The organism is Diaphorobacter ruginosibacter, assembly GCF_040396215.1.
Taxonomy (GTDB): domain Bacteria; phylum Pseudomonadota; class Gammaproteobacteria; order Burkholderiales; family Burkholderiaceae_C; genus Diaphorobacter_A; species Diaphorobacter_A ruginosibacter_A.
The window spans coordinates 1-11,984 of record NZ_JBEBOW010000118.1 but is presented as its reverse complement, the minus strand read 5'-3'; the positions used below and the strand labels follow the sequence as shown (position 1 = coordinate 11,984).

16 protein-coding genes are annotated in these 11,984 nt (G+C 66.2%); 9 read left to right on the top strand and 7 right to left on the bottom strand.

Annotation, left to right across the window (positions count from 1 at the left end):
* Nucleotides 1–54: 54 nt before the first annotated feature.
* Nucleotides 55–636, bottom strand: a complete 582-nt coding sequence (locus tag ABWP92_RS13675; RefSeq protein WP_353235941.1) for a superoxide dismutase — start codon at nucleotides 634–636, stop codon at nucleotides 55–57.
* Between the two features lie 201 nt (nucleotides 637–837).
* Nucleotides 838–2,154, bottom strand: a complete 1,317-nt coding sequence (gene xseA, locus ABWP92_RS13670; RefSeq protein WP_353235940.1) for an exodeoxyribonuclease VII large subunit — start codon at nucleotides 2,152–2,154, stop codon at nucleotides 838–840.
* A gap of 364 nt (nucleotides 2,155–2,518) precedes the next feature.
* On the opposite strand from xseA, the gene ABWP92_RS13665 reads away from it, so the two are divergent.
* From ABWP92_RS13665 to adk, 6 genes are all read left to right on the top strand, one after another.
* The gene (locus ABWP92_RS13665) at nucleotides 2,519–3,151 is read left to right on the top strand and encodes a MotA/TolQ/ExbB proton channel family protein (RefSeq protein WP_353235939.1); all 633 of its coding nucleotides are present in this window, start codon (nucleotides 2,519–2,521) and stop codon (nucleotides 3,149–3,151) included.
* 28 nt (nucleotides 3,152–3,179) lie between these two features.
* Nucleotides 3,180–3,608 carry an ExbD/TolR family protein gene (locus ABWP92_RS13660; RefSeq protein WP_353235938.1) on the top strand — a complete coding sequence of 143 codons (429 nt, stop codon included), beginning with the start codon at nucleotides 3,180–3,182 and terminating at the stop codon, nucleotides 3,606–3,608.
* 5 nt (nucleotides 3,609–3,613) lie between these two features.
* Nucleotides 3,614–4,627 carry a tetraacyldisaccharide 4'-kinase gene (gene lpxK / locus ABWP92_RS13655; RefSeq protein ID WP_353235937.1) on the top strand — a complete coding sequence of 338 codons (1,014 nt, stop codon included), beginning with the start codon at nucleotides 3,614–3,616 and terminating at the stop codon, nucleotides 4,625–4,627.
* A 35-nt stretch (nucleotides 4,628–4,662) separates the two neighbouring features.
* On the top strand, nucleotides 4,663–4,845 hold the full coding sequence (locus ABWP92_RS13650) for a Trm112 family protein (RefSeq protein ID WP_353235943.1): 183 nt from the start codon (nucleotides 4,663–4,665) through the stop codon (nucleotides 4,843–4,845).
* A 2-nt stretch (nucleotides 4,846–4,847) separates the two neighbouring features.
* Complete coding sequence (gene kdsB / locus ABWP92_RS13645) at nucleotides 4,848–5,645, top strand: 3-deoxy-manno-octulosonate cytidylyltransferase (RefSeq protein ID WP_353235942.1); 798 nt, start codon at nucleotides 4,848–4,850, stop codon at nucleotides 5,643–5,645.
* A gap of 152 nt (nucleotides 5,646–5,797) precedes the next feature.
* Nucleotides 5,798–6,454, top strand: a complete 657-nt coding sequence (gene adk, locus ABWP92_RS13640; protein WP_353235936.1) for an adenylate kinase — start codon at nucleotides 5,798–5,800, stop codon at nucleotides 6,452–6,454.
* Between the two features lie 76 nt (nucleotides 6,455–6,530).
* Here the strand turns inward: adk and ABWP92_RS13635 are convergent, their stop codons facing one another.
* Nucleotides 6,531–7,529 (bottom strand): asparaginase, encoded by a 999-nt coding sequence (locus ABWP92_RS13635; protein ID WP_353235935.1) that lies wholly within the window; start codon nucleotides 7,527–7,529, stop codon nucleotides 6,531–6,533.
* 91 nt (nucleotides 7,530–7,620) lie between these two features.
* On the opposite strand from ABWP92_RS13635, the gene lexA reads away from it, so the two are divergent.
* The 3 genes from lexA to ABWP92_RS13620 all read left to right on the top strand — a co-directional run bounded on the left by lexA (nucleotide 7,621) and on the right by ABWP92_RS13620 (nucleotide 9,516).
* A complete protein-coding gene (gene lexA, locus ABWP92_RS13630) occupies nucleotides 7,621–8,295 on the top strand; it encodes a transcriptional repressor LexA (protein WP_353235934.1) in 675 nt (224 codons plus the stop codon).
* A gap of 147 nt (nucleotides 8,296–8,442) precedes the next feature.
* A complete protein-coding gene (locus ABWP92_RS13625; RefSeq protein WP_353235933.1) occupies nucleotides 8,443–8,850 on the top strand; it encodes a hypothetical protein in 408 nt (135 codons plus the stop codon).
* A 168-nt stretch (nucleotides 8,851–9,018) separates the two neighbouring features.
* Entirely contained in the window at nucleotides 9,019–9,516 is a 498-nt protein-coding gene (locus ABWP92_RS13620; RefSeq protein ID WP_353235932.1) for a HugZ family pyridoxamine 5'-phosphate oxidase, read from the top strand.
* On the opposite strand, the gene ABWP92_RS13615 is transcribed toward ABWP92_RS13620, so the two are convergent.
* From ABWP92_RS13615 to aroQ, 4 genes are read right to left on the bottom strand one after another with little or no spacing between them, the layout of a single operon-like run.
* The gene (locus ABWP92_RS13615) at nucleotides 9,503–10,036 is read right to left on the bottom strand and encodes a hypothetical protein (protein ID WP_353235931.1); all 534 of its coding nucleotides are present in this window, start codon (nucleotides 10,034–10,036) and stop codon (nucleotides 9,503–9,505) included. The two genes, ABWP92_RS13620 and ABWP92_RS13615, sit on opposite strands and share 14 nt — an antisense overlap.
* Nucleotides 10,037–10,073: 37 nt before the next feature.
* On the bottom strand, nucleotides 10,074–10,481 hold the full coding sequence (arfB, locus tag ABWP92_RS13610; RefSeq protein ID WP_353235930.1) for an alternative ribosome rescue aminoacyl-tRNA hydrolase ArfB: 408 nt from the start codon (nucleotides 10,479–10,481) through the stop codon (nucleotides 10,074–10,076).
* 26 nt (nucleotides 10,482–10,507) lie between these two features.
* On the bottom strand, nucleotides 10,508–11,398 hold the full coding sequence (locus ABWP92_RS13605; protein ID WP_353235929.1) for an alpha/beta fold hydrolase: 891 nt from the start codon (nucleotides 11,396–11,398) through the stop codon (nucleotides 10,508–10,510).
* Nucleotides 11,395–11,850, bottom strand: coding sequence for a type II 3-dehydroquinate dehydratase (gene aroQ / locus ABWP92_RS13600; protein WP_353235928.1), 456 nt, complete (start codon nucleotides 11,848–11,850; stop codon nucleotides 11,395–11,397). The genes ABWP92_RS13605 and aroQ overlap by 4 nt, the downstream gene beginning before the upstream one ends.
* Nucleotides 11,851–11,984: the final 134 nt, after the last annotated feature.

Here is an 11,984-nt window from a genome sequence, read left to right as displayed (position 1 = left end):
AACAAAAAAACCTCCTTGCGGAGGTTTTCGTTCAGAAGAACAGTCGCCGGAAGGTCAGGCGAAATTCTGTTCGGCGAACTTCCAGTTCACCAGCTTGTCGAAGAAGGTTTCGACGAACTTCGGACGGGCGTTGCGGTAGTCGATGTAATAGGCGTGCTCCCACACGTCAACGGTCAGCAGGGCCTTGTCGCCCGTGGTCAGCGGAGTGCCCGCCGCGCCCATGTTGACGATGTCCACCGAACCGTCGGCCTTCTTCACCAGCCAGGTCCAGCCGGAGCCGAAGTTGCCCACCGCGGAGGCGACGAAGGCCTTCTTGAACTCGGCGTAGCTGCCCCACTTCTTGTTGATGGCGTCGGCCAGCGCGCCCGTGGGCTCCGCGCCGCCGCCGGGGGTCATGCAGTTCCAGAAGAAGGTGTGGTTCCAGATCTGCGCGGCCTGGTTGTACATGCCGCCCGAGGCCTTCTTGACCACGTCTTCGAGTTCCATGTTCTCGAATTCGGTGCCCTTTTGCAGTTCGTTGAGCTTGTCCACATATGCCTTGTGGTGCTTGCCGTAGTGGTACTCGAGTGTTTCCTGGCTGTAGGCAGGAGCCAGGGCGTCCATGGCATAGGGCAATGGTGGCAGGGTGCGTTCCATAGTGGTTTCCTCGTGGTTGTGATGAATTGGCGCCGCCGACCGGCCAGTCCGGTTCCCGCAGCGCGGTGAATGATCCTGACCATTGTAGGAGGGGAATCCGCCTCTCCGACGGAATCCGTGAATGTACAGGGCGTCGACTTACAGCGCGAGTCAACCTATCGCATCAATATTTCTGTAAAAAAGAAATCTTTTCTGCACTATTCAGAGCAGGCGCGGTGCGGTGACCACGACGTCCAACCGGCCGTCCGCGACCGAGGCATGCAGGGCGTCACCTGCCTCCACCTGCGTCACGCTGGAGACCGTGCGGCCATTCTCGTCGGATAGCAAGGCGTAGCCACGGGCCAGCACATGCTGCGGGTTGAGCAGCTCCAGCCTGGTGCCCGCGCGCTCCAGCCTTTGCTGCAGCCGGTCGGCCGAGCGTTCCATCGCCCTGGGCAAGGCGGCGCCCAGTTGCTCCACCCGCTTGTCCGAGGCGTGCAGTTGCTGGCCGAGCGATTGACGCAGGCGTTGCGCCCGCTGCATCAGCGCGAGGCGCTGCCTGGCCACCAGATTCGACGGGCGGCCGATCTGGCGCGCCGCCATGTCCAGCCGCTGGGCATGCCGGTCGAGCTGGCCCTGCACCGATTCGCCCAGCCGCTCGCGCATCAGCGCCAGCGCGCGAAGCCACACTTCGCGCGGCTGCGAAACCAGCTCCGCCGCCGCCGTGGGCGTCGGAGCGCGCAGGTCGGCGCAGAAGTCCGCGATCGTGAAGTCGGTCTCGTGCCCCACCCCGCTGACCAGAGGAACCGGGCTTTGCACGACGGTGCGCGCAAGCTGCTCGTCATTGAAGGCCCACAAGTCCTCGATCGAGCCGCCGCCGCGCACCAGCAGGATCACGTCCGGCGCCGGCGCCCCGATACTCCGCTGCGGCGAGCCGTCGGCCATGCCATACAGCGTCTGAAGCGCCCGGATGATGGAGGCCGGCGCCTGCGCGCCCTGTACCAGCGCGGGAACGAGCACGACCGGGATATGCGGCACGCGCCGCTTGAGGGCCGTCATCACGTCATGCCAGGCTGCGGCCCCCGGCGACGTCACCACGCCGATCGCCCGCGGGAAGAGCGGCAACTCGCGTTTGCGGGCGCCATCGAACAGGCCCTCGGCCTCCAGCCGTGCCTTCAGCCGCAGAAACTGTTCGAAAAGCGCACCCTGCCCGGCCCGCTCCATGCTTTCCACCACCAGTTGCAGGTCACCGCGAGCCTCGTAGACGCCGATCCGCCCGCGCACCTCGACCAGCTCTCCGTCCCGGGGAGAAAAACCCATCAGCGAGGCCACGCGCTTGAACATGGCGCACCGGATCTGCCCCTGACCGTCCTTGATCGAGAAATAGCAATGGCCGCTGGCGGCGCGGGAAAAGCCGGTCAGCTCGCCCCGGACCGCCACGGGATTGAACCGCGCCTGCAAGGCGTCCGACACCGCGCGGCACAGCGCGCCGACTTCCCATACATGGGGCTCCAGTCCTACGTTTCGACGCTCAAACATAGGCCAGTCCTGGGTTTACGGCAAGCTTGCGCATGATCAGTAGTCCACAGGGGCGTACCGTCACGGCACCCTGCTGCCCCGGAGCCAAAAACCTTACAAAACGCACCATTCTCCGTGCAACCAATTGATTTAAAAGGATATTTTGATGACGATTTTTTCATCAATGTAAAGAAACCGCCATTCCGTGCCGCTTTGCGTACCGCCCAGGCCTACTTTCCCACAAAGTTATCCACAGAAACTGTGGGTGAGTGCTCCATTATCGCTGTAGGACGGCGATAGAGGATATAAAAGGCTACGCAGTTTGCAAGCCGCTATAGTGAGCTGAGCCATAATCGCCACTGCTTTCTATTCGCGGGAGAGAGATTTGTTGTCGATCATACAAGCCGCAGGCTGGCCCATCTGGCCGTTGATTGCCTGTTCCGTTCTGGCCCTGGCACTCATCATCGAGCGCTTCATTGCCCTGAAAACCGCACGCGTGACGCCGCCCAAGCTGCTGGACGAGGCCATGACGGTTTCCGCCAAGGGCGTGCCCGCCCCCGATGTGGTGTCTCAACTGGCCCAGAGCTCGGCGCTCGGCGAGGTCCTCGCCTCCGGTTTGCGCACGCTCAACAGCGAGCCCGACGCCACCGAGGAAGACGTGCGCGCGTCCATGGAGAGCACCGGACGCGCCGTGGCGCACCGGCTCGAGAAGTACCTGAGCGCCCTGGCCACGATCGCCTCGGCCGCGCCGCTGCTGGGCCTGTTCGGCACGGTGGTCGGCATGATCGAGATCTTCGGCTCGCAGGGCGGCGGCAACACCATGTCGGGAGGCAACCCCGCCCAGTTGGCCCATGGAATCTCGATCGCCCTCTACAACACGGCATTCGGCCTGATGATTGCGATTCCCACCCTGATCTTCTGGCGCTACTTCCGCAGCCGCGTGGACGACTTCCTGCTGTCGATGGAATTGTCATCCGAGCAGTTCATGCGCCACCTCAAGCGCCTCGCCGCAGGCTGAAGTTCCACTCCACGCAGGCCCATAGATCATGAACTTTCGTCCACGCGCCAAGGAAGCGCCGGAGATCAATCTGATCCCGTTCATCGACGTGCTGCTGGTGATCCTGATCTTCCTGATGCTGTCCACCACCTACAGCAAATTCACCGAGATGCAGCTCACCCTGCCCGCTGCGGACGTCGAGCAGATGCGCGACCGCCCCCGGGAAATCATCGTCTCCGTCGGCGCCGACGGCCGCTACGCCATCAACCGCGCTGCGCTCGACGGCAAGAACGTCGAGGCCGTCTCGGGCGCGCTGCGCACCGCCGCCGCAGCAGGCGGCAAGGACAGCGTGATCATCATCAGCGCGGATGCATCGTCCCCTCACCAGGCGGTCATCACCGTCATGGAGGCCGCGCGCCGCGTGGGCCTCTCGCAAATCACCTTCGCCACGCAGACGTCGGCATCGGCCGGCAAATAGGCGACATGGCCGGCAAGCACGCCTCGACCGCGCTGCGCGCAGCCTGGCAGCGCCGCGGCATGGCCGGCTGGCTTCTGTGGCCCATATCGCTGCTGCATCGCAGCCTCGTGGCGCTGCGGCGCGGGCTCTACCGCCACGGCATCCTCAAGAGCACGCGCCTTCACGTTCCCGTCATCACCATCGGCAACGTGATCGCGGGCGGAGCCGGAAAGACGCCGGTCACGATCGCCGTGGCCAGGCACCTGCACGCGCGAGGCTGGCGGCCCGGCATCGTCTCGCGCGGGTATGGCCGGGCAACGCAGGACTGCCGCGCTGTGACCGCCGACAGCACGCCGCGGGACGTGGGCGACGAGCCGCTGCTGATATCCCGCGCCACGCAGTTGCCCGTGTTCGTTGCGCGCCGGCGCGCCGAGGCGGCGCGGGCGCTGCTCCTTGAACACCCCGACGTCGACGTGATCGTCTGCGACGACGGCCTCCAGCACCTGGCGCTGCAACGCGACATCGAGGTCTGCGTATTCAATGACGAGGGCATCGGCAACGGCTGGCTGCTGCCCGCCGGCCCGCTGCGCGAACCCTGGCCACGCGACGTCGACCTGGTGCTCTACGCAGGCCGCCCGCCGGGCGGCGGCGCGCCGCAGTTCAAGATCGGGCGCCGGCTTGCCGACGAGGCCGTGGACGCCAAGGGACGGCGCGTGCCGCTGGCCGCCCTGCGCGGCCAGCCCGCCGCGGCGCTTGCCGCCATCGCCCGTCCCGAGGAGTTCTTCGCCATGCTGCGCGAGCGCGGCCTGGATCTGCGGGAGACCTTCGCCCTGCCCGATCACAGCGATTTCTCGCACTGGCGGCGCGGCGGCGACCTGTCCCTGCCGCTGCTTTGCACCGAAAAGGACGCCGCCAAGCTGTGGGACGTCGAGCCCGGGGCGCTGGCCGTGCCTCTCGAAGTGCGCCTGCCTGAGGAGTTTTTCGTCGAGCTGCAGGCACGGCTCAGGCGGTATCATCAGCCACTCGACTCAATTCAATGAGCGGCCGCGCCCCGGTGCGCCGCCGCAAGACCGCCATGGATCCCAAACTGCTTGAACTGCTGGTATGCCCCGTCACCAAGGGGCCTCTGACCTATGACCGGGAGCGTCAGGAGCTGATCTCGCGCAGCGCCCGCCTGGCCTACCCGGTGCGGGACGGCATCCCCGTCATGCTCGAAAACGAAGCGCGCGAACTCACCGACGCCGAACTGCAGGCATGAGCATGGCGTCCACCGAGAAAGCGCCTTTCACGGTGCTGATCCCCGCGCGCATGGACTCCAGCCGCCTGCCCGGCAAGCCGCTGGCGGACATCGCCGGAGCCCCCATGGTGGTGCGCGTCGCGCAGCGTGCAATGCAAAGCGGCGCGGCCCGCTCGGTGGTGGCCGCCGATGACGCGCGCATCGTCGATGCCTGCGCGGCCCATGGCGTGCAGGCCATTCTCACGCGCCCGGACCACCCCAGCGGCAGCGATCGCCTGGCCGAAGCCTGCGAACGGCTCGGCCTCGACGGCGGCGACATCGTCGTCAACGTCCAGGGAGACGAGCCGCTGATCGATCCGCGACTGATCGACGCCGTCGCCACCCTTCTTGGCGAGCGCCACGACGCCAGCATGGGCACGGCGGCGCACGCCATCGACTCGTTCGAGGACTACGCCAACCCCAACGTGGTGAAGGTGGTGCTCGACGCCAAGGGCCTCGCGCACTATTTCAGCCGCTCGCCGATTCCATTCGCGCGCGACGCCGCGCCGGGCGCCGCCTGGTGGAAGGACGGCGACAAGCTGCCCGCTGCCGCCAAAGGCATGGCGCCGCTGCGCCACATCGGCATCTACAGCTACCGCGCCGGTTTCCTGCGCCAGTTCCCCACCTTGCCCCCTGCCCCCACGGAAGCCATGGAAGCACTGGAGCAACTGCGCGCGCTCTGGCACGGCCATCGCATCGCGGTCCACGTGACCGCGAACGCGCCCGGCTCCGGCGTGGACACCCCCGCCGACCTCGAACGCGTGCGCGCCCTGTTCGCCTGATTCCATCCGGAATGCGGGCCATTGCGAATGCAATGCGTCAGTTTGGTGCGGGACACGCGTGCTATCCTTGACGGGTTCAGAGCACAAGACCGGGAGCTGGCACGCCCGCGGCTATCGTGCCAGCAGATTTCAACATCCAGAAGAGGACATCCATGAGACTCATTTTGCTCGGCGCCCCCGGCGCCGGAAAGGGCACGCAAGCCGCGTTCATCTGCCAGAAGTATGGTATCCCTCAAATCTCCACTGGCGACATGCTGCGCGCGGCCGTCAAGGCCGGCACGCCGCTGGGCGTGCAGGCCAAGGCCGTGATGGACGCCGGCCAGCTGGTGAGCGATGAACTCATCATCAATCTGGTGAAGGAGCGCATTGCGCAGCCCGATTGCGCCAAGGGCTTCCTGTTCGACGGTTTTCCGCGCACCATCCCACAGGCCGACGCCATGAAGGCAGCCGGCGTGAAGCTCGACTACGTGCTGGAAATCGACGTGCCGTTCGATGCCATCATCGAGCGCATGAGTGGCCGCCGCTCGCACCCGGCCTCGGGCCGCACCTACCACGTCAAGTTCAATCCGCCCAAGACCAAGGGCAAGGACGACCTGACCGGCGAAGACCTGGTCCAGCGCGACGACGACAAGGAAGAAACCGTGCGCAAGCGCCTGGACGTATACAACGCCCAGACGCGCCCCCTGGTGGACTACTACTCCAACTGGGCCAAGGCCGATGCCGCCGCCGCGCCCAAATACCGCGCGATCAGCGGCACGGGCTCCGTGGAAGAGATCACCGAGCGCGCGCTGGCCGCACTCGCAAGCTGATTGCTCCCGCCCTCATGAAAAACGCCGCTTCACAGCGGCGTTTTTCATGGAGCCCGTCCACAGGGAGCACCGGGGCTCATTCCACCGCAGCGCCTTCATCATGCGCGGCGGCCAGATCGTCATCGATCAGATCCAGCAACAGGCTGATACGCGCCTTGACCGGACTGAGCCCGTTGGCGCTGGCCCACCGGGCGTCCGGCGCGCCAGGCATCCGCCCTTCGGTGCAGCGTGACGCGATCCTCACCACGATGCCGCTCCGCTCGGCCTCTTCCAGCGCCTTTTCCAGCTCCTCATGCACCGTGCCATTGCCGGTCGCGGCCACCACGATGCCATCGACGCCCTGGTCCACAAGCGCCTTCACCAGCGCATGGCTGACGCCGGCGTGGCTCATCACGATTTCCACCTGCGGCCACAGATCCGCCTCGGGCAGGCCGCGCACCATCTGCCCCGCAGACGACTCGTGCGGACGCACCGGCGCAAGGTCGCGCGCCCAGCGCACGCTGCGCTCCTCCACCCAGCCAAGCGGCCCGACATCGCCGGACGAGAACGCGTTCAGCCGCAGCGGATGCGCCTTGCGGACCTCGCGGGCGCCGTGGATCTCACCCGCGGCCACGCACAGCACGCCGCAGGCCGTGGGCTCCGCCGCGACGACGACGGCATCCAGAAGATTCTGCGGCCCATCGGGCGTCATCGCGGTGGCTGGCCGCATGGCGCTGCACAGCACCACCGGCTTGGCCGGTGCAAGCACCGACTGCAGAAACCATGCCGTCTCCTCCAGGGTGTCCGTTCCATGCGTGATCACGATGCCCTGCACCTCGGGGTCCGCCAGATGCTGTTCGCAGTGCCGCGCAAGCCTGAGCCAGACAGCGTGCGTCATGTCCTTGCTGTCGAGCTGCGACACCTGCTCGGCCAGCACTCCGCCCCTGGCCACCTCCCGGATCGCCGGAACGGCATCGAGCAGTTCGGCCACTGCGATCTGCGCGGCGGTATAGCCCGTGCCGGCACCGGCCACTGGCGAAGTGCCGGCTATCGTGCCGCCGGTGCCGAGCAGTACGATTTTTTTTGCAACAAACACTTGCGTCTCCTTAAAAACTGTTCAAAAATACAGTTACTGGATTTTTTACCAGTACCATTTCATAACCCGACTGGATTGGATGGATCGCACCATGTCCGACAGCCCCAAGCTCACTGCCCGCCAGCAGCAGATTCTGGATCTCATCCAGAATGCCATTTCACGCACCGGCGCTCCCCCGACGCGCGCCGAAATCGCCGCGCAGCTCGGATTCAAATCAGCCAATGCGGCCGAAGAGCACCTGCAGGCTCTCGCGCGCAAGGGCGTGATCGAGCTGGTCAGCGGCACTTCGCGCGGCATTCGCCTGCGCTCGGAGGCCGTGCGCAGCATCAACGCCGCCCGGGGCTCGCAGTTCAACCTGCCGATTCCAGGGCTCAACCAGCTCGTGCTGCCGCTGATCGGCCGCGTCGCGGCGGGTTCGCCCATTCTCGCGCAAGAACACGTCGACCAGAGCTATACCGTCGAGGGCAGCCTGTTCGCGCGCAAGCCCGATTACCTGCTCAAGGTGCGCGGCATGTCCATGCGCGACGCCGGCATCATGGATGGCGACCTGCTGGCCGTGCAGGCCACCAGCGACGTGCGCAACGGCCAGATCGTCGTGGCGCGCCTGGGCGATGAAGTCACCGTCAAGCGCCTGCGCCGCGCGGGGGATCATATCGAGCTGCTGCCCGAAAACCCCGATTACCCGGTCATTACCGTACAGCCCGGCGAGCCGTTTGAAATCGAGGGACTGGCGGTCGGCCTGATCCGCAACACCATGCTCATGTAGAGCCTTTTTCCCAGCGCCTTTCGCAGGTGGCGGGCGTTTGACGAAACACTGTTTTCGTCAACCCTGCGGCAGCGCGCTTTCCGTGTGTTCGGCAATCCTGCCTGTGTCCAGCCTTTCATGGCCTCATGCGCCATGCGGAGTACCCACATGCGTTCTGCCCTCATCGAACTGACCTCCCTCACGCAGCCCTTCCACAGCGTCACGCACTGGCTCGCCCGACGCGCGGGAAACGACAGCGTGGTCCATGAATCGACAACCGCCATCGACATCTCCGAGCTGAAGCTGCTCGTGCGCCCGCGCCTTGCCAAGGCCCGCAGTCTCCGCGCGAGCGCCTCCAACAGCGACAACATGGCGGGAACACGCGCACCCGCCTCCCGTACGCTCATCACGCCACCGGAGGCCCCGCAGCGCCCGGCCCTGCGCGTGGTGGTCAAGCCCGACGCATCGGGCATGGGCAGAATGGTGATTTCAGGACGCATGGCCGACGTCTGCGCGGAACTTGACCGCCTCGACCGCCAGGAACGCCAGCGCCGCCACGCGCAGCCCTGCGCATGAGTGGCGCTTGATGGAGCCTGGGGCTCCATCGCGCGTCGCGCGCCAGGTTCTTGCCTGATCGGGCACGGTCGGTTGCGGCCAGGCTTCCCCGGCTGTCCTTCGCTTTCTACAATCGCCGTGCGGCGCCTTTGCGCCACCTCACTCCAGCCAGCAGGAAAGCACCCAGCCATGTCCCATGAATCCCGCCTTCAGCGCAGCCTGCGCGAGCTGATCAGCCAACGCCGCACGGCCGCGCTTGCCACGTCGGCCCGCCAGGAAGGAGACGCGCCGCTGGTTTCCATGGTGCCTTTCGCCTGGTGCGCCGAATACGGCTGCGTCGTCGTGCACGTCAGCGCCCTTGCCGCGCACACGCGGGCCATGGAGCAGCACCCCGCCGTCTCCTTGCTCTTTTGCGCGCCCGAAATGGCGGGTGAGGGAGTGCACGCTCTCGAACGCGTCAGCCTGCAGGGCGTGGCATCGACTCCGCCCACGGGCAGCGTGCTCTGCCAGGCGGCGCGCGCCGCCTACGTGCGGCGTTTTCCCGAAGCGGAGTTCATGACCGGCCTGCCCGATTTCCGCTTCGTCTGCATCACGCCGTCGCTGGCGCGGCATGTCGCGGGGTTCGGGTCGGCGCGGGATGTGGACGCCGGCGACTTCACCGCGGCGCTGAACTTCACGCCCGGGTAGGCGAAAAAGGCGTATGGCCGGGGCGCCCTGCCACATGCCGCGCCACGCCCTCGAATGCCGGATCGGCTTGGCCGCAAAGGCAGCCCGCCACATAGTCCTGCCACATCTGCCCCTGCTGTTCCACCTGCGCGTGCAGGAACTGCTCGAGCATCCGGGCAGCGTCGCCGCACGGCTCGTAGGCATAGGGATCACGCCGCAGGCACACCGCTTTCAGTTGCAGCCAGGCAGCCTCGCGCGTCACCTTCCGGCCTTGCAGCCGTTGCCACTGATGCAGCAGCTCATGCGCGAAAACACCGCCAACCCAGGGATCGGACAGCCTGAGCGGCCGCCCCGGATCACCTAGCCCAAAGCAGGTGCGCGGCATGGAAATGCGCCCGCCATTCATCGACAGCGCCCGCCGCCGGTCGCCCAGGCGCCGCACATGGATGCGCAGACGGGGCCTCAGTTCGTCCATGGAATGGGCGAAGAAGCGGCGCACGAAATCGTGTTCGGATTCAGTGAGAGGACGGGACCAGAACATCGCGGATACCTCGCCGCGCCCAAGCACGGCATGAGGTTCAGTCCCCGTCGCGCACCCTGCCGCGCAACGCCTTCACACCGGAGCGCAGCGACTTGCCCTCCAGGCGCTTTTGCCGCGAAGACCATGTCGGCCGGGTCGCGCGCCGCGTTCTGCGCACCACGGCGGCGCTGTCCACCAGCGCCTGCAGGCGCGCCAGCGCATCGAGCCGGTTGGCCTCCTGCGTGCGGTATTGCTGCGCCTTGATCACGATGATGCCCTCATGCGTGATGCGCTGATCGCCCAGTGCGAGCAAGCGCTGCTTGATCTCCTGCGGCAGCGAAGAAGCCGCGATGTCGAAGCGCAGATGCATGGCGCTGGAGACCTTGTTCACGTTCTGGCCACCCGCGCCTTGCGCGCGGATCGCCTTGAACTCCACCTCGCGCTCATCGATCTGCCACGTGCTCATCACCATCCGCCTTTACCGGTTCACAGTCAGCGCGCGCGTTCGCCATCGGCCAGCGCGCGAAGCAAGGCCTCCAGAAACGCCTGCGGACGCTCGAACTGCACCCAATGGCCGCAGTCCTCCACCAGCTCCATGCCACGGAAATCCGGCGCGGCGTCCGCATAGGCCTGCTCCAGCACGCCGATCCATTCCTTGTAGAGCGCATCGCTTGCGCCATAGATCGCATGCACGGGGCAGCTCACGGCTGGCAGCGATCGCGCCAGGATGTCCGTATGGGCCAGGCGCCTGCGCTGCATGCGGTCGCGCACCACGTTGTTCACATGCACCGCCAGCGCTTCGCCCTCGATGAGCGAATGGTCGTGCAGCATCAGCGCCGCCAGGTTGAAACGGTGCGCGCTCATCTGCCCGTCCGCAGGCAGATGACGCCAGGCCTTCAGCTCGAACTGCCGCTTGGGCACCACGCCCATGGCGGGTGCGCCGACCAGCACGAGCTGCCGGGCCAACTCGGGGTGTGCGGCCAGCAACATGCCTGCCGTCATGCCGCCAAACGAGAATCCGACCAGATCGCACGCGCGCGGGCCGAACAACTCGCGCATGCTTTCATACAGAGGCTCGATGATTCCATCCGCATCACTGCCCGAAGGCGGCGCGGCAGAGTCCCCGAAGCCCGGCAAATCCACCGCCCACACCTGACGGCCCGCAGCGGCCAGATCGGAGATATTGCGGATCCAGTGCGTCCAGCTTCCGCTGCCGCCGTGAAACAGCACCACCGGCGTGTCGCCGGCCGCCAGCTCGCCCCAGACATGCCAGACTACATCGCCTTCAGCGTATGCTGTGCGATGCACCGTGGATGCCGCCTCCAGCCGGCGCGCGCTCTCCGGCAGCGGCAATTGGGCCAGCGTCTGCTCGCTCCCGCTCATGCCTGCGCCCAGCCTGCCATGGCGTCGATGGCGAGGCCATAGCCCGCCACGCCGAAGCCGCACATCACGGCCCTGGCCGCAGCTGAGAGATAGGAGTGATGGCGAAATGCCTCGCGCGCATGCACGTTGCTGATGTGCAATTCGATCATGGGCACGCCCGTGCCCTTGACCGCATCGAGCAGCGCCACGCTGGTATGCGTGTACGCGGCGGCGTTGAGCACCATGCCGCGCAGCCTGCCCTCGGCGTGGAGACCGCCGGCTTCATGGATCCAGTCCACCAGCTCGCCTTCATGATTGCTCTGGCGAAACACCAGATCGAAGCCGTGGCGTGCGCACGCATCCGCGCAGAGCCGCTCCACGTCGGCCAGTGTTTGCGATCCATAGACAGCCGGCTCCCGGGTGCCGAGCAGATTCAGGTTGGGGCCGTTGAGGACAAAAACGGTTTGCGTCATGGTGATGTCTTCTTGATATCTTCTTGTGTGTTGCGAGAGGGCAATGAAGAGGCAGCCCGTACCGCATTATGCGTTCGCCACACAAAGCAAAACGGCCCCGGAGGGCCGTTCGCCGCATGATTGCGCCTTCTGTG

Excerpts from the sequence above, each read along its gene's own strand:
- ABWP92_RS13675 (WP_353235941.1), bottom strand. The coding sequence starts at position 636 with ATGGAACGCACCCTGCCACCATTGCCCTATGCCATGGACGCCCTGGCT.
- xseA (WP_353235940.1), bottom strand. The coding sequence starts at position 2,154 with ATGTTTGAGCGTCGAAACGTAGGACTGGAGCCCCATGTATGGGAAGTC.
- ABWP92_RS13660 (WP_353235938.1), top strand. The coding sequence starts at position 3,180 with ATGAACTTTCGTCCACGCGCCAAGGAAGCGCCGGAGATCAATCTGATC.
- lpxK (WP_353235937.1), top strand. The coding sequence starts at position 3,614 with ATGGCCGGCAAGCACGCCTCGACCGCGCTGCGCGCAGCCTGGCAGCGC.
- ABWP92_RS13650 (WP_353235943.1), top strand. The coding sequence starts at position 4,663 with ATGGATCCCAAACTGCTTGAACTGCTGGTATGCCCCGTCACCAAGGGG.
- kdsB (WP_353235942.1), top strand. The coding sequence starts at position 4,848 with ATGGCGTCCACCGAGAAAGCGCCTTTCACGGTGCTGATCCCCGCGCGC.
- adk (WP_353235936.1), top strand. The coding sequence starts at position 5,798 with ATGAGACTCATTTTGCTCGGCGCCCCCGGCGCCGGAAAGGGCACGCAA.
- lexA (WP_353235934.1), top strand. The coding sequence starts at position 7,621 with ATGTCCGACAGCCCCAAGCTCACTGCCCGCCAGCAGCAGATTCTGGAT.
- ABWP92_RS13625 (WP_353235933.1), top strand. The coding sequence starts at position 8,443 with ATGCGTTCTGCCCTCATCGAACTGACCTCCCTCACGCAGCCCTTCCAC.
- ABWP92_RS13620 (WP_353235932.1), top strand. The coding sequence starts at position 9,019 with ATGTCCCATGAATCCCGCCTTCAGCGCAGCCTGCGCGAGCTGATCAGC.
- ABWP92_RS13615 (WP_353235931.1), bottom strand. The coding sequence starts at position 10,036 with ATGTTCTGGTCCCGTCCTCTCACTGAATCCGAACACGATTTCGTGCGC.
- arfB (WP_353235930.1), bottom strand. The coding sequence starts at position 10,481 with ATGAGCACGTGGCAGATCGATGAGCGCGAGGTGGAGTTCAAGGCGATC.
- ABWP92_RS13605 (WP_353235929.1), bottom strand. The coding sequence starts at position 11,398 with ATGAGCGGGAGCGAGCAGACGCTGGCCCAATTGCCGCTGCCGGAGAGC.
- aroQ (WP_353235928.1), bottom strand. The coding sequence starts at position 11,850 with ATGACGCAAACCGTTTTTGTCCTCAACGGCCCCAACCTGAATCTGCTC.